The organism is Mycobacterium sp. EPa45 (genome assembly GCF_001021385.1).
Lineage (GTDB): Bacteria > Actinomycetota > Actinomycetes > Mycobacteriales > Mycobacteriaceae > Mycobacterium.
The window spans coordinates 5,092,930-5,112,306 of record NZ_CP011773.1; the positions used below are offsets into that span (position 1 = coordinate 5,092,930).

At 67.1% G+C, this 19,377-nt stretch carries 17 protein-coding genes; 5 read left to right on the forward strand and 12 right to left on the reverse strand.

Annotation, left to right across the window (positions count from 1 at the left end):
- Positions 1 to 51 precede the first annotated feature (51 nt).
- On the forward strand, positions 52 to 648 hold the full coding sequence (locus AB431_RS24015) for a DUF1707 domain-containing protein (protein WP_047332042.1): 597 nt from the start codon (positions 52 to 54) through the stop codon (positions 646 to 648).
- Between the two features lie 68 nt (positions 649 to 716).
- On the opposite strand, the gene AB431_RS24020 is transcribed toward AB431_RS24015, so the two are convergent.
- The 5 genes from AB431_RS24020 to purN all read right to left on the reverse strand — a co-directional run bounded on the left by AB431_RS24020 (position 717) and on the right by purN (position 7,999).
- Positions 717 to 1,976, reverse strand: coding sequence for a hypothetical protein (locus AB431_RS24020; RefSeq protein ID WP_144418357.1), 1,260 nt, complete (start codon positions 1,974 to 1,976; stop codon positions 717 to 719).
- Between the two features lie 375 nt (positions 1,977 to 2,351).
- Positions 2,352 to 4,334, reverse strand: coding sequence for a VWA domain-containing protein (locus AB431_RS24025; RefSeq protein ID WP_047332044.1), 1,983 nt, complete (start codon positions 4,332 to 4,334; stop codon positions 2,352 to 2,354).
- Positions 4,327 to 5,709 (reverse strand): sigma 54-interacting transcriptional regulator, encoded by a 1,383-nt coding sequence (locus AB431_RS24030; RefSeq protein WP_047332045.1) that lies wholly within the window; start codon positions 5,707 to 5,709, stop codon positions 4,327 to 4,329. Before AB431_RS24030 ends, AB431_RS24025 begins: the two co-directional genes overlap by 8 nt.
- Before the next feature lie 83 nt (positions 5,710 to 5,792).
- Positions 5,793 to 7,373 carry a bifunctional phosphoribosylaminoimidazolecarboxamide formyltransferase/IMP cyclohydrolase gene (purH, locus tag AB431_RS24035; protein ID WP_047332046.1) on the reverse strand — a complete coding sequence of 527 codons (1,581 nt, stop codon included), beginning with the start codon at positions 7,371 to 7,373 and terminating at the stop codon, positions 5,793 to 5,795.
- Positions 7,370 to 7,999 (reverse strand): phosphoribosylglycinamide formyltransferase, encoded by a 630-nt coding sequence (gene purN / locus AB431_RS24040; RefSeq protein ID WP_144418358.1) that lies wholly within the window; start codon positions 7,997 to 7,999, stop codon positions 7,370 to 7,372. Before purN ends, purH begins: the two co-directional genes overlap by 4 nt.
- Before the next feature lie 85 nt (positions 8,000 to 8,084).
- On the opposite strand from purN, the gene AB431_RS24045 reads away from it, so the two are divergent.
- Positions 8,085 to 8,339 (forward strand): hypothetical protein, encoded by a 255-nt coding sequence (locus AB431_RS24045; RefSeq protein ID WP_047332047.1) that lies wholly within the window; start codon positions 8,085 to 8,087, stop codon positions 8,337 to 8,339.
- Here AB431_RS24045 and AB431_RS24050 read toward each other — a convergent pair.
- The 3 genes from AB431_RS24050 to sfnG form a co-directional block, all read right to left on the reverse strand.
- A complete protein-coding gene (locus tag AB431_RS24050; protein ID WP_047332048.1) occupies positions 8,336 to 9,733 on the reverse strand; it encodes a DUF6350 family protein in 1,398 nt (465 codons plus the stop codon). The two genes, AB431_RS24045 and AB431_RS24050, sit on opposite strands and share 4 nt — an antisense overlap.
- Positions 9,734 to 9,782: 49 nt before the next feature.
- Positions 9,783 to 10,595, reverse strand: coding sequence for a DUF5336 domain-containing protein (locus AB431_RS24055; RefSeq protein ID WP_047332049.1), 813 nt, complete (start codon positions 10,593 to 10,595; stop codon positions 9,783 to 9,785).
- A 166-nt stretch (positions 10,596 to 10,761) separates the two neighbouring features.
- Entirely contained in the window at positions 10,762 to 11,892 is a 1,131-nt protein-coding gene (sfnG, locus tag AB431_RS24060; RefSeq protein ID WP_047333758.1) for a dimethylsulfone monooxygenase SfnG, read from the reverse strand.
- Between the two features lie 120 nt (positions 11,893 to 12,012).
- Here sfnG and AB431_RS24065 point away from each other — a divergent pair, with 120 nt between their 5' ends.
- Complete coding sequence (locus tag AB431_RS24065; protein WP_047332050.1) at positions 12,013 to 12,864, forward strand: LLM class F420-dependent oxidoreductase; 852 nt, start codon at positions 12,013 to 12,015, stop codon at positions 12,862 to 12,864.
- Here AB431_RS24065 and AB431_RS24070 read toward each other — a convergent pair.
- The 3 genes from AB431_RS24070 to sucC all read right to left on the reverse strand — a co-directional run bounded on the left by AB431_RS24070 (position 12,861) and on the right by sucC (position 16,592).
- Positions 12,861 to 14,393 (reverse strand): acetyl-CoA acetyltransferase, encoded by a 1,533-nt coding sequence (locus AB431_RS24070; RefSeq protein WP_047332051.1) that lies wholly within the window; start codon positions 14,391 to 14,393, stop codon positions 12,861 to 12,863. The two genes, AB431_RS24065 and AB431_RS24070, sit on opposite strands and share 4 nt — an antisense overlap.
- 120 nt (positions 14,394 to 14,513) lie before the next feature.
- On the reverse strand, positions 14,514 to 15,416 hold the full coding sequence (sucD, locus tag AB431_RS24075) for a succinate--CoA ligase subunit alpha (RefSeq protein WP_047332052.1): 903 nt from the start codon (positions 15,414 to 15,416) through the stop codon (positions 14,514 to 14,516).
- 12 nt (positions 15,417 to 15,428) lie between these two features.
- Complete coding sequence (gene sucC / locus AB431_RS24080) at positions 15,429 to 16,592, reverse strand: ADP-forming succinate--CoA ligase subunit beta (RefSeq protein ID WP_047332053.1); 1,164 nt, start codon at positions 16,590 to 16,592, stop codon at positions 15,429 to 15,431.
- A gap of 259 nt (positions 16,593 to 16,851) precedes the next feature.
- Here sucC and AB431_RS24085 point away from each other — a divergent pair, with 259 nt between their 5' ends.
- Both AB431_RS24085 and AB431_RS24090 read left to right on the forward strand, forming a co-directional pair.
- Positions 16,852 to 17,907 carry a M23 family metallopeptidase gene (locus AB431_RS24085; protein ID WP_082135791.1) on the forward strand — a complete coding sequence of 352 codons (1,056 nt, stop codon included), beginning with the start codon at positions 16,852 to 16,854 and terminating at the stop codon, positions 17,905 to 17,907.
- 4 nt (positions 17,908 to 17,911) lie between these two features.
- The gene (locus AB431_RS24090; protein ID WP_047332055.1) at positions 17,912 to 18,520 is read left to right on the forward strand and encodes a hypothetical protein; all 609 of its coding nucleotides are present in this window, start codon (positions 17,912 to 17,914) and stop codon (positions 18,518 to 18,520) included.
- Here the strand turns inward: AB431_RS24090 and AB431_RS24095 are convergent.
- Positions 18,491 to 19,369: a phosphatase PAP2 family protein gene (locus tag AB431_RS24095; protein WP_047332056.1), complete on the reverse strand. Its 879-nt coding sequence runs from the start codon at positions 19,367 to 19,369 to the stop codon at positions 18,491 to 18,493. The genes AB431_RS24090 and AB431_RS24095 overlap by 30 nt on opposite strands.
- Positions 19,370 to 19,377: the final 8 nt, after the last annotated feature.

A 19,377-nucleotide genomic window follows, 5' to 3' on the forward strand; every position in this document is an offset into this window, starting at 1 on the left:
GAACAGCGAACCCTCTTGCGGTTGCCGACCAGAGTCGTACCCTCGTAAGCGATGAGCAATTTGACGCCGCGGGATGCATCGACGCGGGCTGCTGACACAGACCGCATCCAGGTTGCCCAATTGCTTGCCGACGCCGCTTCCAAGGGACGTCTGCAGCTCAGCGAATACGAGCAGCGCTTGGCCAAGGCGTACGCCGCGCAGACCTATGAGGATTTGGATCGGCTCACCGAGGACCTGCCGGAGGCCGCCGACGCCTCGCATCGGCGCGGCGCCTCCGAGCCGGCGCCCAAGACGCTTCTATTGGCGATCCTCAGCGGGTTCGAGCGCCGAGGCCGGTGGAACGTGCCGGGCCGAATCACGACCTTCACCCTGTTCGGCGGCGGTGTCGTCGACCTGCGCTACGCCGACTTCACCTCGGCCAGCGTGGAAATTCACGCGTACTCGATCATGGGCGGACAGACCATCCTGCTGCCGCCGGAGGTCAATCTCGAGGTCCATGGGGTCGGCGTGATGGGCGGCTTCGACCACGCCGTGGACGGTCCGGGAACGCCGGGCGCCCCGAAAGTCACCATCCGCGGTTTCTCCCTGTGGGGCGGCGTCGGCATCAAGCGCAAGAATCGCAAGCCCGGTGCTCCTGACTCCGCTTGACGACTGAGCCCCAGAAACAACCTCGGCCCCTTCCAATCGGAAGGGGCCGAAGTCTTGCTGCAGGTTCGTTACTTCGAGCTGTCGCCCGAGGCCGAGGTGTTCGAAGACGGACTCGACGAGTTGGTGTCGGTGCCGGAGGGGCTCGACGGGGTGGTCTCCGGCTTGGTCTTCTTGCCAACTCCGAGCGCGTCCGAGATCTGCTTGCCGATCTTGGCGAGCGGGTTCTGCGGCTTGGCCGGCTTGGTGGCGGGCTTGGTCGACGACGTCGTCGTCTTGGGTGCCGCAGCGCCGGTCGACTTCGTCACGGCCGGGGTGCTGCCGTCGGTCGAGGGCGTAGTGCCGTCGGTCGACGGGGTGGTGGTGCCCTCGGTGGTCGTGGTCGATCCGCTCGGGGTGGTGCCCTCGGGCGTCGTGGTGCCATCGGGCGTCGTGCCTGCGGTCAGCGACTCGGTCTTGACCTCGGCGACCGCCGCAGCCTTGGGTGACTTGGCCGCCGTGGCCGATGCGGTGGTGGTGGTGGCGGCGGCGGTGGTGGTCGCCCCCGTGAGCGCGCCCTGGAAACTCTTGACCGCACCTTCGACCGCCGCGGTCGCCGCACTCACCGCGCCGCCCAGCGATGCGGCGGACGCGGCAGTCGGCAGACTGTCGCTGATGGATGTCGAGATGTAGGCCAAGATCGCCGACAGACCCGGCGTGCCGTAGTCGAACGAACCGTCCGGCGTGGCACCGTAGAAGAACAGGCTGGTCAGGATGCCGCCGCCCAGCTTGACCGGACCGACGTCGAAGGTCGGAACCAATTGTGCAACCGAGGCGACGACCGAATTGACGACGTTCGGAATGCCGTAGTAGAACGTCGCCTGCGCGGCTTGGAAGATCGGCGAGCTGGTGCCGAAGAGCTCACCGCTGCCGACGTAAGGGATTGAGGGCGCGCCGATCTCGAAGTAGTAGTTGTCGAGGTCGAAGTTCGGGACGAATGACTCGAGCGCATTGTCGACCAGGTAGTACAGCACGCCCGACGCGCCGGCGATGTAGATGTTCTTCACCCCGGGGTAATAGGTGTCCTCCGGGACGTTCGTGCATTGGTCGTTCACGACAGCGCCGCAGCCGACGTAGCCACCCCAGCCGAAGTAGTAGGCGTCGTTGATGCCCTGGATGGTGATGTCGGTGATCGCCGTCAGCGCGTACTTGGCCGTCGACAGCGGCAGCGGAGTGGATGCACCCACCGCGAGGTCATTGGTCGGAAGATACGACGGTGAGGCGGCGACGATGGCAGCGGCGCTGGCCAGTGCCGCGCCGGTCATCAGGAAGGGCCGAGTCCGTGACGCCATTGCTAGTTCCCCTTGTTGGTGCGGTTCGCCAGGGTCGTGACGAACTCGGTGCTTTGCTGATACGAATCTTAGAAGATCCTGATAGATACTAAGGGGCTGTTTGCCCTTCAGCAAGCGGTACCAAGGATTTTAGGGACTTAAGTACTTCGCAGTTTTCACAGCAATCACGCAGGACGGACCGGCATCGAATAGCTAATTGACGGTCTGGAAACGTCAGGGTTACCGCCGTGTTGCACGTGTTCGCTAGGGAACTACGCCCGAGAACGTTGACGTCAATAACAAAGTGGTTTGCCGCGCTCTTTGCTAACCACACTAACGGGCGAACCGACTCCCGCGGGCCGTACACATTTGCTGACCACCTGAGAGCTTCTCAGGTCAGCGCCTCCGACGAGACCGAAGGTAGTCGCCGACGACCGCCGCGCCGAGTCCATCCAGGTCGGGAACGACGACCCGGCCCTCCACCCGGCGGGCAACCTGATCGATGAACCTGGCCAACCCGGGGTCGTTGCCGAGCCGGAAGATCGTCACCTGAGCGCCGAGTCGGGCTACCTCGTCAAAGCCACGCACGGTGTGCGCGATGGTCCGCGGATGGGGCGGATAGTCGAAGAACACCGACGATCCCTGCCCGTCGAAGTCCTCCAGGTGGGCCGTCGGCTCACCGTCGGTGACGACCAGGATCACCGGTTGGGCGTTGGGGTGGCGGCGCAGGTGGCGAACCGCCAGTGCCAGCGCGTGGTGCAGGTTGGTGCCCTGCTCGTAGACACCCTCGAGGCCCGTCAGCTCGGCCGCGGTCACGGTTCGCGCGTAACGGCCGAAGGCGATGATCTGCAGCGCATCCGACCGGAACCTGGTGCTCACCAGATGATTGAGCGCGAGCGCGGTCTGCTTCATCGGCAACCAGCGGTTCTCCATGACCATCGAGAACGAGGTGTCGACCAGCAGCGCCACCGCAGCCTGAGTGCGGGTTTCGGTCTCCGACACCTCGACGTCGTCGACGCTGATCTGTAGCGCGCCATCCATTGCGTTCGTGCCGGCCCGGCGCAGCACCGCATTCGTCAGAGTGCGGGTGACGTTCCAGGGTTCGGTGTCGCCGAACGCCCACGGTCGGGTGGCACCGGTCAGTTCACCGGCGGCGCCGGCACGACGGGTGTCCCGCTCACCGTGGCGGCCCGAAAGTTGTTGGGCGACATCGCGAAGTGCGGTCTGACCGAGCTGGCGCATCGCTTTGGGCGACAACCGCCACTGCCCGTCGGAGCCGCGGTCCAGGAAGCCCTGGTTCATCAGCGCCCGCTCGAGTTCGGCCAGCGTCCGTGCATCGATCGCGGCCTGGTCACCGAGCTGACGGGCGAGCGCGTCGAGGTCGACGTCGTCCATGGTGGCACCGGCGTAGCTCTGCGACAGCTGCTCGGCGAGCTGCTCGAGTTCGGCGATGTCGGCCATCGCCTGCGCGCCCTCCCCCATGCCGAGGGGATTGTCACCGGAGAACTCCGACGAACCGTCCCAGTCCTCCCCCGGCCGGGCGGCCTGCAGGTGCGAGTCGAGCCGGTTGAGCGCGTTCATCAGTGACGGCGACCCAAAAGCCTGTTGCGCCAACGCATCCAGCTCGGCACGCTGGTCGGGAGTGAGGCTGTTGCGGAACCGCTGCGCTGCCGCTGCGCGCTGGGCCAGCGAATCCAGCAGCTCCTCGACGTTCTTCGGATTCTCCGGAAAGTACTGGCCATGCTTGCGCATGAAGTCCTGAAAATCTTGCGCGCTGTCCTCGCCGCGAGAGTGCTTGTCCAGCAAATCGTTCAGGTCGTCGAGCATCTCGTTGACGGCCTGCCGGTCTTCGTCGGTGGCGTTCTCCAGCGCCTGCTTCATCCCGGCGAACCGCTGATCGAGCATCTCCCGGCCGAGCAGATCCTTGATCTGCTCGTACTTCTGGCGCGCCTCGGGGCTTCGCCAGTTGTAGTCCGAAAGCTCTTGGACGGCCTTGGCCGGCGACGGTGACAGCGACTCGATCTGCAGCTCCTGGAAACGAGCATCGTCGTCGAGGGCGCGCGCCAATTCCTTGCGCTCGGACAGTACAGCCTCGTCGAGCAGCTGCTTGATCTCCTGCAGCGTGCCGTCGAGGTTGTTGCGGCTCAACAACTCTCGACGCCGCCGGTTCACCTCGGCAGCGAGCCGGTCGGCGCCCTTGGTGTTCTTGGTTCCACGCCGCAACAGCTCCGACAATGCCCGGCGCGGCGAGGTGCCCTCCATGACGTCCTGCCCGATCTGCTCGAGCGCGTCACGCAGATCCACCGGCGGGGCAAGTGGATCGGGACCCCCGGTATAGGCCGAGTACCGGGAGTCGTGCGGGTGGTGGCGATTAGCCATAGACGGTTTCGCCTTCGCCTGTCACCTTGTCGATGCGCTTGGCCAGATACAGCGCCTCCAGCGCCAGTTCGAGCGCGGCGGCGCGTTCTCCTTCGGTCTCGGCGTCGAGCCGCTTGGCGATCGCGTCGATCACCGGCAGGTCCGGCAGTGCGGCCAGCACATCCTTGGCCGCCACCTGCTCACCGGTCGTCACCGCCGAGCCGCCCTCTACGGCCGCCACCAGCGGGCCGACGTCGATGCCGCCCAGCACCCGTTGCGCGGTGTCGGCGGTCGCGCGGCGCAGCAGGTGCTCGAGCACCGCCTGCTCGCGGCCCTCCTCACCGGATTCGAATTCCAGCTTGCCGCGCAGCACGTCGACGATGGTGGAGAGGTCGACCACGCGGGCCACCGGCTCCTCTTCGCCCAGGATCGCGCCGCGATGGCGAGCCGAGGCGGCGACCGTCTCGGCCGCCGCGATCGCGAAGCGCGCCGACACGCCCGAACGCTGGTCGACCGAGTTGGACTCGCGCAGGTAGCGCGCGAACCGGGCAATGATCTGCATCAGATAGGTCGGAACCTGCGCCGACAAGTGGGCTTCCTGGGTGATCACGCCGACCTCGGCGTCGAGCTCGCGCGGGTAGTGCGTGCGGATCTCCGCACCGAAGCGGTCCTTGAGCGGGGTGATGATGCGACCGCGGTTGGTGTAGTCCTCCGGGTTGGCACTGGCGACGACCAGCACATCCAGCGGCAGCCGCAGCGTGTAGCCGCGCACCTGGATGTCCCGTTCCTCCATCACGTTCAGCATCGAGACCTGGATGCGCTCGGCCAGGTCGGGCAGCTCGTTGACGGCGACGATGCCGCGGTGCGCGCGCGGGATCAGGCCATAGGCGATGGTCTCCGGGTCGCCGAGGCTACGGCCCTCGGCGACCTTGATCGGGTCGATGTCACCGACCAGGTCGGCCACGCTGGTGTCGGGCGTCGCGAGCTTCTCGGTGTAGCGCTCGCTGCGGTGCCGCCACTGGACGGGCAGCGCATCCCCGAGGTCGGCGGCCCGCCGGATCGACTCCGGCGTGATCGGGGTGTAGGGGTGCTCGCCGAGTTCGGATCCGGCGATCACCGGCGTCCACTCGTCGAGCAGGTTCTGCAGTGAGCGCAGCAAGCGGGTCTTGCCCTGCCCGCGCTCACCCAGCAGAACAAAGTCATGCCCCGCGATCAAGGCCCGCTCCAGCTGCGGCAACACGGTGTCTTCGAAACCGAAAATGCCTGGCCAGACGTCGTCTCCCTCGGCCAGCGCGGTCAGGAGGTTCTCCCGGATCTCCTGCTTGACGCTGCGCTCACGATGCCCGGAAGCGCGTAGTTCGCCAAGAGTGCGGGGACGGGTGTCAGGTGAAGTCACCTCTCCACGCTACGACTGCCGCGCCACGGAGGCATTACGCGGTCAGCGCAACGTCACATATGGCTCACTCGGAATACCCGCGATCAGTGCGCGAAGTGCCGGGCTCCGGTGAGGTACAGCGTGATCCCAGCCTTGGCCGCGGCTTCGGTGACCAGCTCGTCGCGCATCGATCCGCCGGGATGCACGACGGCCTTCACGCCGGCCGCGGTCAAGGTCTCCAGCCCGTCCGGGAACGGGAAGAACGCGTCGCTGGCGGCCACCGCACCGCGGACCCGCTCGCCGCCGCGCTCCACCGCCAGGCGCGCCGCGTCGACGCGGTTGACCTGGCCCATGCCCACACCGACGGTGGCGCCGTCGGCGGCGACCACGATCGCGTTGGACTTCACCGCGCGGCAGGTACGCCAGGCGAACTGCAGATCGGCCAACGTCGCCGCGTCCGCGGCGGTACCGGTCGCCAGTGTCCAGTTGGCCGGGTCGTCACCGGACCCGTCCAGGGCGTCGCGCTCCTGGATCAACAGGCCGCCGCTGATCTGACGCAGCTCAGCCCCGCCGACCGGCGGTTCGGAGGCGACGAGTACGCGAATGTTCTTCTTGCGGGCCAAGATTTCCACTGCACCGGGTTCATATGCCGGCGCGATGATGACCTCGGTGAAGATCTCGGAGACGAACTCGGCCATCTCCACACTTACCGCGGTGTTGGCCGCAATCACCCCGCCGAAAGCGCTGAGCGGATCGCATTCGTGCGCCTTGCGGTGCGCATCGGCCACCGACACCGACGAGATCGCGATGCCACACGGGTTGGCGTGCTTGATGATCGCCACGCAGATCTGCTCATGGTCGAACGCCGCCCGCCAGGCCGCATCGGCATCGGTGAAGTTGTTGTAGGACATCTCTTTTCCGTGCAGCTGCTCGGCCTGGGCCAGGCCCGGCCAGCCGGCGTCATCGCTGTAGAGCGCGGCCTGCTGATGCGGGTTCTCGCCGTAGCGCAGCTGCGAGGTGCGTCGCCAGGTTCGGCCGAACCACGGCGGCAGGAACGCCGGCGCGTCACCGGACTCGGGGGCCAGGACCGATCCCATCCAGCCGGCGACGGCCACGTCGTACTCGGCGGTGTGGCGAAATGCCAATGCCGCCAGCTTCTGCCGCTCGGCAAGCGTGAAGCCGCCGCTGCGGACCGCGGCCAGCACACCGTCGTAACCGAGCGGATCGACGACGACGGCCACGCTGGGGTGATTCTTGGCCGACGCGCGCACCATCGACGGCCCGCCGATGTCGATCTGCTCCACGCATTCGTCGGCATCCGCGCCGGAGGCCACGGTCTCGCTGAACGGATAGAGGTTGACCACGACGAGGTCGAACGGCTCGATCTTCAGATCGCCGAGGGCCTTGACGTGTTCAGGCTTGCGGGTGTCGGCGAGCAGCCCGGCGTGGATGTGTGGATGCAGGGTCTTGACCCGGCCGTCGAGCACCTCGGGAAAGCCGGTCACGAATTCCACGGGGGTGACCGGAATACCGTTATCCGCAATGGTTTTGGCTGTCGACCCGGTGGACACGATGGCCACGCCCGCTTCGTGCAGACCCTGCGCAAGCGGAATCAGTCCGCTCTTGTCGTACACGCTGATCAGCGCGCGCCGGATCGGCCTCTTGCCCAAAGTCCCCGCGGTCATCCTATGGTCGCCTTTCTGCCACTCCAGGTCACACCGCGCTGAGCCAGCGCGGCCAGCACATCCACCAACAGCCGCCGTTCGGTGACCTTGATGCGTTCGTGCAACGTGTCTTCGTCGTCGTCGTCGAGAATCACGATCGGCTCTTGGGCCAGGATCGGACCGGTGTCCACACCGGCGTCCACCAGATGCACCGTACAGCCGGTGACCTTCACCCCGTAGGCCAGCGCTTCGGGCACCGCATGCGCGCCCGGAAAGGCGGGCAGCAACGCCGGATGCGTGTTGACGACACGGCCCAGGAATCGTGAAAGAAATTCCGGTCCAAGTATTTTCATGAATCCGGCGGAGACGATCAGGTCCGGACGATGCGCCTCGGTGGCGTCGGCGATCGCCGCGTCCCAGTCGGCGCGGCTCGGATAGTCCTTCAGCCGCACGCGATACGACGGGATCGACGCGGCCTGCGCGATGTCGACGGCTCGGCAGTCGCGGTCCACACCGACGGCGACAACCCGCGCGGGATAGTCGTCGACGGCGGCATTCAGCAGCGACTGCAACAGCGATCCGGTTCCCGAGGCCAGCACGACGAGGCGTGCCGGCGCGCTCGGCGGAATGTGGATCGGATGCAGCACGGCGATGAGCCTAACCGAGCGTGTTTGTCGCTTCCGGTCGCCGGGCACCCGAGGTTCCAGCCACGACTATCGAGGAGCATCGTCAATGTCGATCTGCGACACATGCGGCAATGATTACGACAAGGCGTTCACCGTCACCTTCGCCGACGGGCGCACCGCCACCTTCGACAGTGTTGAATGTGCGGCCGCCGAGCTGGCCCCGGAGTGCGCGCACTGCGGATGCCGGATCCTGGGGCACGGGATCGAGACCGAGGACGCCATCTTCTGTTGTGCGCACTGCGCGCGGAAGTCGAGCAACGCCGACGTCAACGACCGCTGGCCGGTGCCCGCGGGCGCCTAGCGTTCGGCAGGCCCCGGCTCGATGTCGTCGTCGACGACCATCAGATCCTCGACGTCCTCCAGATCCGGTGCGGGGCGCACCGGCTGCGGGGGTGGGGCGGGTTCGGGTTCGACTTCGGGCTCAGGATCCGGCTCCGGCTCTGCGTCCTCGTCGGCCACGTCGGGAATTGGCGTGGTCAGCGCTTCGTCGTCGTCCTCGAATTCCTCGTCGAGAAGCGGTTCGCCGGCCGCAACAACCGGCTCGGGTGGCTTGACCCGCTTTGGCCGGCGCAGCACGCCTCCGGTCAACGCCACCGTGAGCGAGCCGATCGCGAAGAACCAGAAGAACACCGCCGGGCCGAAGGTGCTCTGGTCCACTCCGACCTCGCCGAAATTGCCCAGCTGGCCGCCCCCGGCATAGCCCAGCACTGCCATCACCACGGCAGCCAGCAGCGATGCGACCGCCAGTTTCGCCAGCGCAGCCGGCCAGGGCAGTGGCCGGCTGGCGCATTGCTGTCCCACTGCAACCCCGGATGCGGCACCGACGATCAGCAGCGCCACCCATACCGGCCCCAGCGGTGGCGTCGGCACCGCGGCCAGGACCGGCAGCGCCGGGATGTCCCCGCCGAAGACCGTGAACGAACTGAACGTCGCGAAACCGATGTGGGCACTCGAGCCGACTGCCATCGCCGACGTCCCCACGATCACGTTGGGCACGTACAAGGCTGACAGCAACGTGAGGCTGAGCTGTCCGAACAGCGAATCGGTGACCGCGTACAGCTCGTGCATGGTGCCCCAGTGCACGACCAGCGACACCGCGGCGACCACACCCGACAATCCCAGCAGCGCCAGCAGCCCTGCCGTCGCCGCCCGCACCGTGTCACCGAGCCACAGCGGCAGCCGCAGCGCACGAAGGGCCCGCCAGCCCACCTGCGACCCCACGCCGATCAGCGCGCCGATGCCGTGGACCGCCAGAACTCCCGCGAACGCACGTAATGCACTGGGCGTCTGCAGCTCGGTGATCACCGACGAGGCGTCGTGAATGACGGCCAGCGCGATCGCGGCGAACAACAGCGGGCCACCGATGGCCGACGTGACGATCCAGCGGGTCACGAACCAGGAAGCGCGCGGCGAGGTCGCGTGCGCGCATGTGCGCGCGGTCCCCCACACCATCAGCAACACCGGCAGCAGCGGCAGCACCGCCAGCTGGTGCCCGGCGATCGAGATCGGGACCTGATGCACCGCCAGCCACATGCTGGCGATTGCACCCAGGGTGCCGGTCATGTCGCTGTTGGCGATGACGAGTTGAAGCAGCGTCACAGCCGCGATCACAACCAGTGCGACCAACGACGGGCCGAACGCGACCCGGACCAGGTCACGCGCTTGACGCGCACCGACCGGCCGCTTGTCCTCCATCCGTATCACTCGACGCGCCGGTCAGGCGTGATGCGCGAAGAGCGCCCGGTTAGGACGGGTTCTGGCCCGACGGCGACGATGACGGCGCCTGGGGCTGCTGCTGTTCGGGCTGAGCGGGCTGCTGCTGGCCCGAGCCGCTCGACGGCGGCGGGCTGAAGCTGGGGAACCCGGTCGGCGGGGTGGGCGGACCGCTCTGGGCACCGCCGAAACCACCGGTCGACGGGCCGGACGAATAGCCGCCGCCGTACTGCGTGGGGTAGTTCGGCCGCGGCGGAAGACCCTGAGGCGGGCCCTGCGGACCGGGCTGGCCGTAGTAACCACCGGGGGGCGGGCCGTACTGACCGAACTGCTCGTAGCGAGGCCGGGGCGCCGGAGCGGTGATGACACCGGCTTCCAGCAGCAGCGCCGCGACCGCCGCGATCGCCTGCAACAGAGTGAAGGCGAGCAGCAGCCACAGTCCCCAGCCGACGGAGAAGCCGGTCGGCTTGCTGATGACCTGGGCGATCGCCATCAGGACCGCGATCACCGATGCCGTCGCGATCACGCCGCCGTAATCCCTGGCCCTGGGTAGCAGTGCGGCCGCCGCGAGTAGGGCGGCAACGAGCGTGGCGACCACCGGGTAGCCGCCGCCACCGCCGGTGAGCTCGGCACCACCGAAGGGGCCGAGGTCGGCGTGGACGGTGAGGATCGGCCCGAAGCTGGCCAGGTAGGCGGCCAGGCCGAGCACGATAACGGCGATGTTGAGGTAGTGCGGCAGCTTGCTCGGCCCGGCCTCAGTCGGCGCGAACGACTGTGTGGGCGCGCCGTAGGGACCGGTCGGCTGCGATGGTTGGTAGCCCGGATTGGTGGGCGGGTAAGTCATGGCCTCTCCTTCAGCCTTGTCACGCCGCGCATCCCCGCGGCGCTGCGTCGGTTGTGGCTCGGAACGGACCCGCAAGGTCCGACTCGCACACCACGCTATCGCACGGCGCCGCGCCCGCCACGACCATCGGCGTGTCACACAGGCAGTTGGTAACCGCCCCCGCAGCTCAGGCGGAGACCTGAAGCGGCGCCGAAATCGAATCGCTTTCGGCGGCCTCGATTTCGCGCACCAGAGGCAGAACCCGCGCACCGAAGTATTCGATCTCCTCCTGAAAGTGCAGGAAGCCACCGAGGATGAGGTCCACCCCGCGTTTGCGGTACGCGGCGATGCGTTCGGCGATCTGCTCGGGCGTTCCGATCAGCTGGGTGCGGAATCCGTCGTTGTATTGGACGAGGTCGGAGAACGACGAGTCGGCCCACATGCCGCGCTTGTCGGCAGTCGAGCTGCCGGCCTGCTGTACGGCAGCATGGAAACCCTCCACCGCTGGTTTGTTGGCCTTGGCGATGATCTCGCGCAGGACCTCCTTCGCTTCCTTCTCGGTATCGCGGGCGATGATGAAGCCGTTGAGCCCGAAGCTGACCTCGCGGTTGGCGTCGCGGGCATGATCGCGAACCTCGACGAGCTGCTCGGTGACGCCGTCGAAGTCCTTGCCGTTGGAGAAGTACCAGTCGGCGTAGTACCCACCGTTGCGCCGCGCGGCGGTGGAGTTGCCGCCTTGGAATATCTCCGGGTTGGGCCGCTCCGGTGTGTTGAGCGGCTTGGGCTTCAGCGTGAAGTCGTGGATGCGGTAGAAGTCGCCGCGGAAGTCGACATCATCCTCGGTCCAGATCTTGCGGAGCACCTGCAGGAATTCGGCGCTGCGGCGATAGCGCTCGTCGTGCTCGAGCCACGGCTCACCGAGGTGGGTGAACTCGTCCTTGAACCAGCCGGAGACGACGTTGACGGCGAACCGGCCACCGGAGAGGTGGTCTGCGGTGGCGCCGAGTTTGGCCAGCACCGCCGGTTGCCACAGGCCGGGGTGAACGGCCGCGATGAGCTTGAGCCGTTGGGTGGCCAGCAACAGCGCCAGCGAGAAGCTGGTGGATTCGTGCTGGAATTCGGCGCCATAGCTGGCCTCATAGCGGACCTGCGACAGTGCGTATTCGAAGCCGTTGTTCTCCGCCGTCTGCGCGAGCTTGACGTTGTAGTCGTAGCTCCAGTCGGTGCGCTGCTCGATGGTGCTGGTGACAAGGCCACCGCTGACGTTGGGCACCCAGTAGGCGAATTTCACGTTCTCGGCGATGCGTTCGGTCGTCATGGTGTGCATGCTTGCGACGGCGTGCGCCGGGGTCACCCCTTTAACTCGCCGAGAGCGCAGATGTCGCCTACTGAGACGCCGCCTTGCCCGGGGGTAGCCGACCGGTTTCTAATGCAGCCCATGGATTACGGGCTCGTTCTGTTCACCAGTGATCGCGGCATCGCGCCGGCGTCGGCGGCCAAACTCGCCGACGACCACGGTTTCACGACCTTCTACGTGCCCGAGCACACCCACATCCCGGTCAAGCGGGAAGCCGCGCACCCCACCACCGGTGACGAGTCGCTGCCCGACGACCGCTACATGCGAACCCTGGATCCGTGGGTCAGCCTGGGTACCGCGGCTGCGGTGACCTCCAGGGTGCGGCTGTCCACCGCGGTGGCGCTGCCCGTCGAGCACGACCCGATCACACTGGCGAAATCCATTGCCACCCTTGATCATCTGTCCGGGGGCCGGGTCAGCCTCGGGGTCGGCTTCGGGTGGAACACCGATGAGCTGGCCGACCACGGCGTCCCGGCCGGGCGGCGGCGCACGTGCCTACGCGAGTATCTCGAAGCGATGCGGGCGCTGTGGACCCAAGAAGAAGCCGAATACGACGGCGAATTCGTCAAATTCGGCCCCAGCTGGGCCTGGCCGAAGCCGGTTCAGTCGCACATCCCGGTGCTCGTCGGCGCGGCAGGCACCGAGAAGAACTTCAAGTGGATCGCCCGCAGTGCCGACGGCTGGATCACCACGCCACGCGACTTCGACATCGACGAGCCGGTGAAGCTCCTCCACGACACGTGGGCGGCCGCCGGGCGCGACGGCGACCCGCAGATCGTCGCGCTCGACTTCAAGCCGGTGCCGGAGAAATTGGCGCACTGGAAGGACATTGGCGTCACGGAGGTGCTGTTCGGTCTGCCGGACAAGTCGGCCGACGAGGTCGCCGCCTACGTCGAGCGATTGGCCGGCAAGCTCGGCGCGCTCGACCTCTAGGCCGGCACGGCCCGGTTCTTGCCGTCCTCGCCCGCGGTCACCGTGATCGCGGCGCCCAGCGGGTCGCCCTCACTCATCAAGGCCACCAGGGCCTCATCGGTGCTGATCGCCATGAAGCGGCTGCCGTCGGCGTCGAGGCGACCAATGATGATGCCGGTGCGCTCCGGCCAGTCGTAGCGCACCGAGTAGGTCTCGATCACGCCTGTGCCGTTGGCATTCCGAGTGACCGGAACCTTGGGAAGCGCCGCGATGTCGGCCTGCAGTTCGGCGCTGCGGTCGGGCGCCCAGTCGGTCGGGGTGGTCGAGTAGACGCCCACGGAGTACTTGCTCATCACGCCGCCGTTGGCGCCCACCAGTCCGAAAGCGCCGGGCTTGTCCCGCATCGCAGCGACAGTCTCGGCGATACCGTGCAACGAATAGCTGTTGCCGGGCCCGCCGAAGTACGGCAGGCCGCCGGTCAGGGTGAGCCCGCGCGGATCGTCGGCGGCCAGCCCGAAGTCGTCGCACACCGCGAAGACCGGGAACGGGAAGCAGCTGTAGAGATCGAAGGTGGCGACGTCGTCGATACCGATGCCGGCGACCCGAAGCGCCTCTGCCACAGCCTGTTTCGATGAGTAGCTGACACTGACGTCCTCGCGGTCCAGTAGATCCTGCTCGCGCTGATCGGCATGACCGTGCAGGAACACCCACTTCTCCTCGGGCACACCGAGTTTGCGCGCAGCTGCCACCGACATCACGATTGCCGCAGCCCCCTGGTTGACGGTGTCGCGAGCCACCAGCAACCGCGGATACGGGTCGCAGATCATCCGGTTCTCAGCAGTGACAGTCACGATCTCCTCGACCGAACGCTCGACCGGCGAAGACGAAAACGGGTTCTTGGCAGCCACTTTCGAAAATGGCGCGAACAGCTCGGCCATCGTGAGCCGGTATTCGTGGACGGACAGCCCCAGCCGTGCGCGGCGGGCGTTGTCCAGCAGCCCGTACTGCACCGGCGCGCCGGTCAGTCCGTGGTTCGCGGTGTATTCGCTCATGTACTGCTCGAAGCCGTACCCGCGATCCTCGAGCTGACCACCGACCTTCTCGCTGTGGTCGGGTCCATCGTCGCGGCCCGAGAAGGTCTTCAGCGTCGAGCCGTTCTCCGAACCGAGGATCAATGCCACCTCGATATCACCGGCCGCGATCGCGCCGGCGAACTCGGTCACCAGTTTCTGCGGGCCGTTACCGCCGATCGGTTCGAGCAGCGCCCGCTCGGGGTCCGCACCGACGCGCTGGGCCACCGACCGCACGTAGTTGTCGGAAGCGCCCAGCGGCGCGTCGGCGAAGGGCGTGCAGATCTCGAACTGCCGCAGGCCGGCGAACACTCCAATGGCCTTTGCGACGGCGGCGACGTCCGCCCCGGTGTCGGCCAGCGCCGCGCGAACCGCCTCGGTGGCCAGCTCGACCGCCGACATGCCGCGGTAGTCCGGGTCGTCGATGCGCTCGGTGAACTGCCCGACGCCGACGAGGACGGGGGTACGCGGATCGACCATAGTTCGACAGGCTAATAGAACGTGTTACCGTTTTGCCAACCGGGGGCTTTTTGCCGAAATCGACATCAGGGCTGCGATCCGGTGTGGATCACAGCCCTGATGTGGAACTCGCGGCTCAGATCAGAGCCCCGCCAAGATCTCCCGAGCCAGGTTGGCGGTCTCCGACGGCGTCTTGCCGACCTTGACCCCCGCGGCCTCGAGGGCTTCCTTCTTGCCCTGCGCGGTGCCGGCACCGGAGGTCACGATCGCGCCGGCGTGGCCCATGGTCTTGCCTTCCGGCGCGGTGAACCCGGCGACGTAGCCGACGACGGGCTTGGAGACGTTGGCCTGGATGTAGGCGCCCGCCTTCTCCTCGGCGTCGCCGCCGATCTCGCCGATCATCACGATGATCTTGGTCTCGGGGTCCTTCTCGAACGCCTCGATGGCGTCGATGTGGGTGGTGCCGATGATCGGGTCGCCGCCGATGCCGATGGCGGTCGAGAAGCCGAGATCGCGCAGCTCGTACATCATCTGGTAGGTCAGCGTGCCGGACTTCGACACCAGGCCGATCGGGCCCTTGCCGGTGATGTTGTTCGGCGTGATGCCGACCAGCGACTCGCCCGGGGTGATGATGCCGGGGCAGTTCGGGCCGATGATCCGGGTCTTCTCGCCCTTCTCCACGTTGTAGGCCCAGGCATATGCGCTGTCCTGCACCGGGATTCCCTCGGTGATGACCACCAGCAGCGGGATCTCGGCATCGATCGCCTCGATGATGGCGTCCTTGGAGAAGGCCGGCGGCACGAAGGCGATCGACACGTCGGCGCCGGTCTCCTTCATGGCCTCGGCGACCGAACCGAACACCGGCAACTCGATGTCGTTGCCGTCTTTGTCTTTGTGAGACACGGTGGTTCCGGCCTTGCGCGCGTTGACGCCGCCGACCACCTGGGTGCCGGCCTTCAGCATCAGCGCGGTGTGCTTGGTGCCTTCGCCGCCGGTGATGCCCTGGACGATGACCTTGTTGGACGCGTTAAGAAAAATCGACATGTCAAGGGTCCCTTACTTGTTGGCCAGCTCGGCGGCCTTGTCGGCGCCGGAGTCCATGGTGTCGGCCTGGATCACGAGAGGGTGGTTGGCTTCGGCGAGGATGCGCCGGCCCTCGTCGACGTTGTTGCCGTCGAGGCGAACGACGAGCGGCTTGTTGGCCTCGTCGCCGAGGATCTGCAGCGCCTTGACGATGCCGTTGGCCACCGCGTCGCACGCAGTGATGCCGCCGAACACGTTGACGAACACGCTCTTGACCTGGCTGTCGCCCAGGATCACGTCGAGGCCGTTGGCCATCACCTCCGCGGAGGCGCCACCACCGATATCGAGGAAGTTGGCGGGCTTCACGCCGCCGTGCTTCTCACCGGCATAGGCGACGACGTCCAGGGTCGACATGACCAGACCCGCGCCGTTGCCGATGATGCCGACCTCGCCGTCGAGCTTCACGTAGTTGAGGTCATTCTCCTTGGCCTTCAGCTCGAGCGGATCGGTGGCGTCCTTGTCCTCGAATTCGGCGTGGCCCGGCTGACGGAAGTCGGCGTTGGCGTCCAGGGTGACCTTGCCGTCCAGCGCCAGGATCTGATCGTCGGGCGTGCGCACCAGCGGGTTGACCTCCACCAGGGTCGCGTCTTCGTTGGTGAAGACCTCCCACAGCTTCTGGATGGTCACGGCCGCGGCGTCGAGCACCTCGGCGGGCAGGTGGCCCTTCTCGGCGATCTCGCGGGCGAAGGCCAGATCGACACCCTTCACGGCGTCGACGGGCACTTTGGCCAGGCGGTCGGGCTTGGTGGCGGCGACTTCTTCGATCTCCATGCCGCCCTCGACCGAGCACATCGCCAGGTAGGTGCGGTTGGAGCGGTCGAGCAGGAAGGAGATGTAGTACTCCTCGGCGATGTCACTGGCCTCGGCGACCAGCAGCTTCTTGACGATGTGGCCCTTGATGTCCAGGCCGAGGATGTTCTTGGCGTGGGTGTAGGCGTCGTCGGGGGTCGCGGCGTACTTGACTCCACCAGCCTTCCCGCGGCCACCCACCTTCACCTGAGCCTTGACCATCACGGGCTTGCCGATTTCCTCGGCGATGGCTTTGGCGTCCTCAGGCGAGTCGGTGACCCGGCCCGGGGTGGTGGGAACGTTGTGCTTGGCGAACAGTTCTTTCGCCTGATACTCGAAAAGATCCATGGGCTCACTGTCTGGTCGGCGCTGACTGTTTTTGGGGATGTCGTGATTAGGGAAGTCGCTCCGGGGGGAACTGTATCTAGACGGCTTCGGGACTCCGTCCCCGCCTACCACTCATGTGGTACATCTCACCGCGGAGTTGAAGTGATTCAACTCACAATCCTCCGTGGAATAACGTCTTGGGTTGCCACCCGCTGCGAGTCTCGTTAACGTCGTCGGGGTCCAGATAACGCTTTGGTCACGACTAAAGGGACTTTGAGTTTTGACGCAGCATCGGCCGACACCGACTTCTCTCGGCGATCTCTCGGCCTCGCAGGCTTTGACCAGGACCTTTGATCGCCAAGCGCCATCGGCGCGGGCCCTGGACCCCGAGCGTCTGGACGTCACGGACATCATCCCGTTCAACGAGTTCGGCGACCTCTGCGACATCGACTTCCGCGAGAGCACCGCTTTCGAGAGCCTCCAGGTGGCGCGCTGCCCCGAGCTCGACGACCTGCACGACGCCGACGACGTCCAACCGCTGCGGCTGGCCGTGCCGACCGAATTCGCCCCGCCGCGGAACGAGCGCGCCGAGGTGCCGCGCTTCATCAACAGCGACAACACCGACGTGCTGCCGCGCACCCCGCAGCACCGCAGGCAACCGACCGGAGCGGTCAAGGGTCGCGTGATGATCGCCGCGATGGCCGCCGGCGCCGCCGCCGCGGCCGCCTACACCGCGGTCAAGCCCGCCACCGACACGACCACCCAGACCGTGCTGGCGGCCGACAAGGCTCCCATGGACGGCTCGGTGACCACACCGCGCGGCGTGCAGCTGATCGCGGTGAAGCCGGTCGCCGACGCCGTGCACGGCGAGGAATTGGCGAACGGTAACGCCTTCGCCCAGGAACGCGCCGAGCGCGAAGCCCGCCTGCAGCGGCCGCTGTTCGTCATGCCCACCAAGGGCGTGTACACGTCGGGCTTCGGCTACCGCTGGGGCGCTCTGCACGCCGGCGTGGACCTGGCCGGGCCGATCGGCACTCCGATCGTCGCGGTCTCCGACGGTGTCGTGATCGACGCGGGACCGACGGCCGGCTACGGCGCCTGGGTCAAGCTGCGCCACTCCGACGGCACGGTCACCCTGTACGGCCACGTCAACACCTGGACGGTTCAGATCGGCCAGCGGGTCTTCGCGGGCGACCAGATCGCCACCATCGGCAACCGTGGCAATTCGACCGGCCCGCATCTGCACTTCGAAGTTCTGCAGGGCGGCACCAACCGGATTGATCCGGCGCCCTGGCTGGCGCAGCGGGGGCTGTCCGTCGGCCCCTACGTCGGCTGACGCGGTGCCTGAACCGAACGATCCGCACACCCGCATCATCCGGCGCCAGCCGTCGGGACCCATCCCCCAGCCCGAAGAGCCGCGCACCGGCATCATCCGGCGGGCCCCCACCGGACCCATCCCCCAGGCTCCCGATGACCGCACCACCAACATTGCCCGTCCACCGGTCGACGATGCCCCGACTGGGCTGATCCGCCGCGCCGCCCCGGTCGCGGTTCCGGCCCGGCCGGGCGTGGTGGACGTCCCCGCCTCCCGTACCGCCATCGCGGCCTGCACCGTCAGCATCATCAGCGGATGGGCCACCGGCGTCGTCGCCACCGACCTGATCACCGGATGGTGGGGCACCGACCTCCTGTTCTGCCTGGCGGTCGGCTTCCTGACCCTGCTGTTCGCGGTCACCACGATCGCGGGAGTGATCACGTTGCTGCTGCGTCGCTCGGTCGGCCGCTACCTCATCGCGTTCGGCGCCGTCGTCGCGCTGCTGACGTTCGGCAGCGTGTTCGTCGCCGGCGCGCGAATTCCGTTGGCGGTGTACCTGATTCCGCTGTTGCCGTTGGCAAGCCTGGTTCTGGCACTGCACCCGTCAACCCGGCGATGGTGCCGACCGCGCTGAGCGCCTGCGGCTCTCCCACCACTCCCCGACGACGATGACGGCGACCGCCCACGCCGCGCCGAGGAACGCCCCGGCGACGACATCGCTGACGTAGTGCACACCGAGATAGATCCGGGAGAAACCGACGAGGCCGGCGAGCGCCAGCGCGATCGCCCACAACGCGACCCGCGCCGCCCAGGCGCGGAGCACCCAGCGGCCGATCATCCAGGAGACGAGCACCGCGACACCGAAGGAACCGGTCGCGTGGCCGGACGGGAACGAGAAGCCGTCTTCGACGATCACCGCGATCCATGACGGCGGACGAGTACGGCCGACCATCACCTTCGCGACCACCAGCACGACCCCAACACCTACCAACCCGGACACCCCGAGCACCGCGGGCAGCCAGGAGCGGATTCGCCAGCTCACCCACGCGCTGACGCCGGCCACGATCACCGCCAGTGTGGCCGCATCACCAAGGTGGGTAAGCACTTTCAGAGTCTCGGTCAGCCACAGGTCACGACGGGCGGCCAGCCACTGGCTGACCGGCTCATCGACATAGGTGATCAGCTCGCCTTCCAGGACGTCGTCGAGCAGTTCGGTGAAACCGGCCGCCAGCAGCGCGACAAGCACCATCCCGGACAGCAGTCCGACCGCGGCGGCAACGTCCACCGACAACCAGCGGGCCAGTGGTCTGACAGCGCGGTCGAGGCGTTCGGTCGCCCAGGAACGTATTCGGCCGACCGCGTCGAGCACGGCGCGATGACGCGCCACCCAGATCGCGAGCCCCCACCAGAGCACCAGGGCCACAAGTACGATCGCACCGAGAATCCCGAAGCCGGGCGAGCCCGGTCCGTACGGCTGCCCCATAGGTGTGG

Coding starts and splice junctions, on each gene's coding strand:
- AB431_RS24045 (WP_047332047.1), top strand. CDS start 8,085: ATGTCGATCTGCGACACATGCGGCAATGATTACGACAAGGCGTTCACC.
- AB431_RS24065 (WP_047332050.1), top strand. CDS start 12,013: ATGGATTACGGGCTCGTTCTGTTCACCAGTGATCGCGGCATCGCGCCG.
- AB431_RS24025 (WP_047332044.1), bottom strand. CDS start 4,334: ATGGCTAATCGCCACCACCCGCACGACTCCCGGTACTCGGCCTATACC.
- AB431_RS24050 (WP_047332048.1), bottom strand. CDS start 9,733: ATGGAGGACAAGCGGCCGGTCGGTGCGCGTCAAGCGCGTGACCTGGTC.
- sfnG (WP_047333758.1), bottom strand. CDS start 11,892: ATGACGACCGAACGCATCGCCGAGAACGTGAAATTCGCCTACTGGGTG.
- AB431_RS24020 (WP_144418357.1), bottom strand. CDS start 1,976: ATGGCGTCACGGACTCGGCCCTTCCTGATGACCGGCGCGGCACTGGCC.
- AB431_RS24055 (WP_047332049.1), bottom strand. CDS start 10,595: ATGACTTACCCGCCCACCAATCCGGGCTACCAACCATCGCAGCCGACC.
- AB431_RS24015 (WP_047332042.1), top strand. CDS start 52: ATGAGCAATTTGACGCCGCGGGATGCATCGACGCGGGCTGCTGACACA.
- AB431_RS24095 (WP_047332056.1), bottom strand. CDS start 19,369: ATGGGGCAGCCGTACGGACCGGGCTCGCCCGGCTTCGGGATTCTCGGT.
- sucC (WP_047332053.1), bottom strand. CDS start 16,592: ATGGATCTTTTCGAGTATCAGGCGAAAGAACTGTTCGCCAAGCACAAC.
- purH (WP_047332046.1), bottom strand. CDS start 7,373: ATGACCGCGGGGACTTTGGGCAAGAGGCCGATCCGGCGCGCGCTGATC.
- sucD (WP_047332052.1), bottom strand. CDS start 15,416: ATGTCGATTTTTCTTAACGCGTCCAACAAGGTCATCGTCCAGGGCATC.
- AB431_RS24070 (WP_047332051.1), bottom strand. CDS start 14,393: ATGGTCGATCCGCGTACCCCCGTCCTCGTCGGCGTCGGGCAGTTCACC.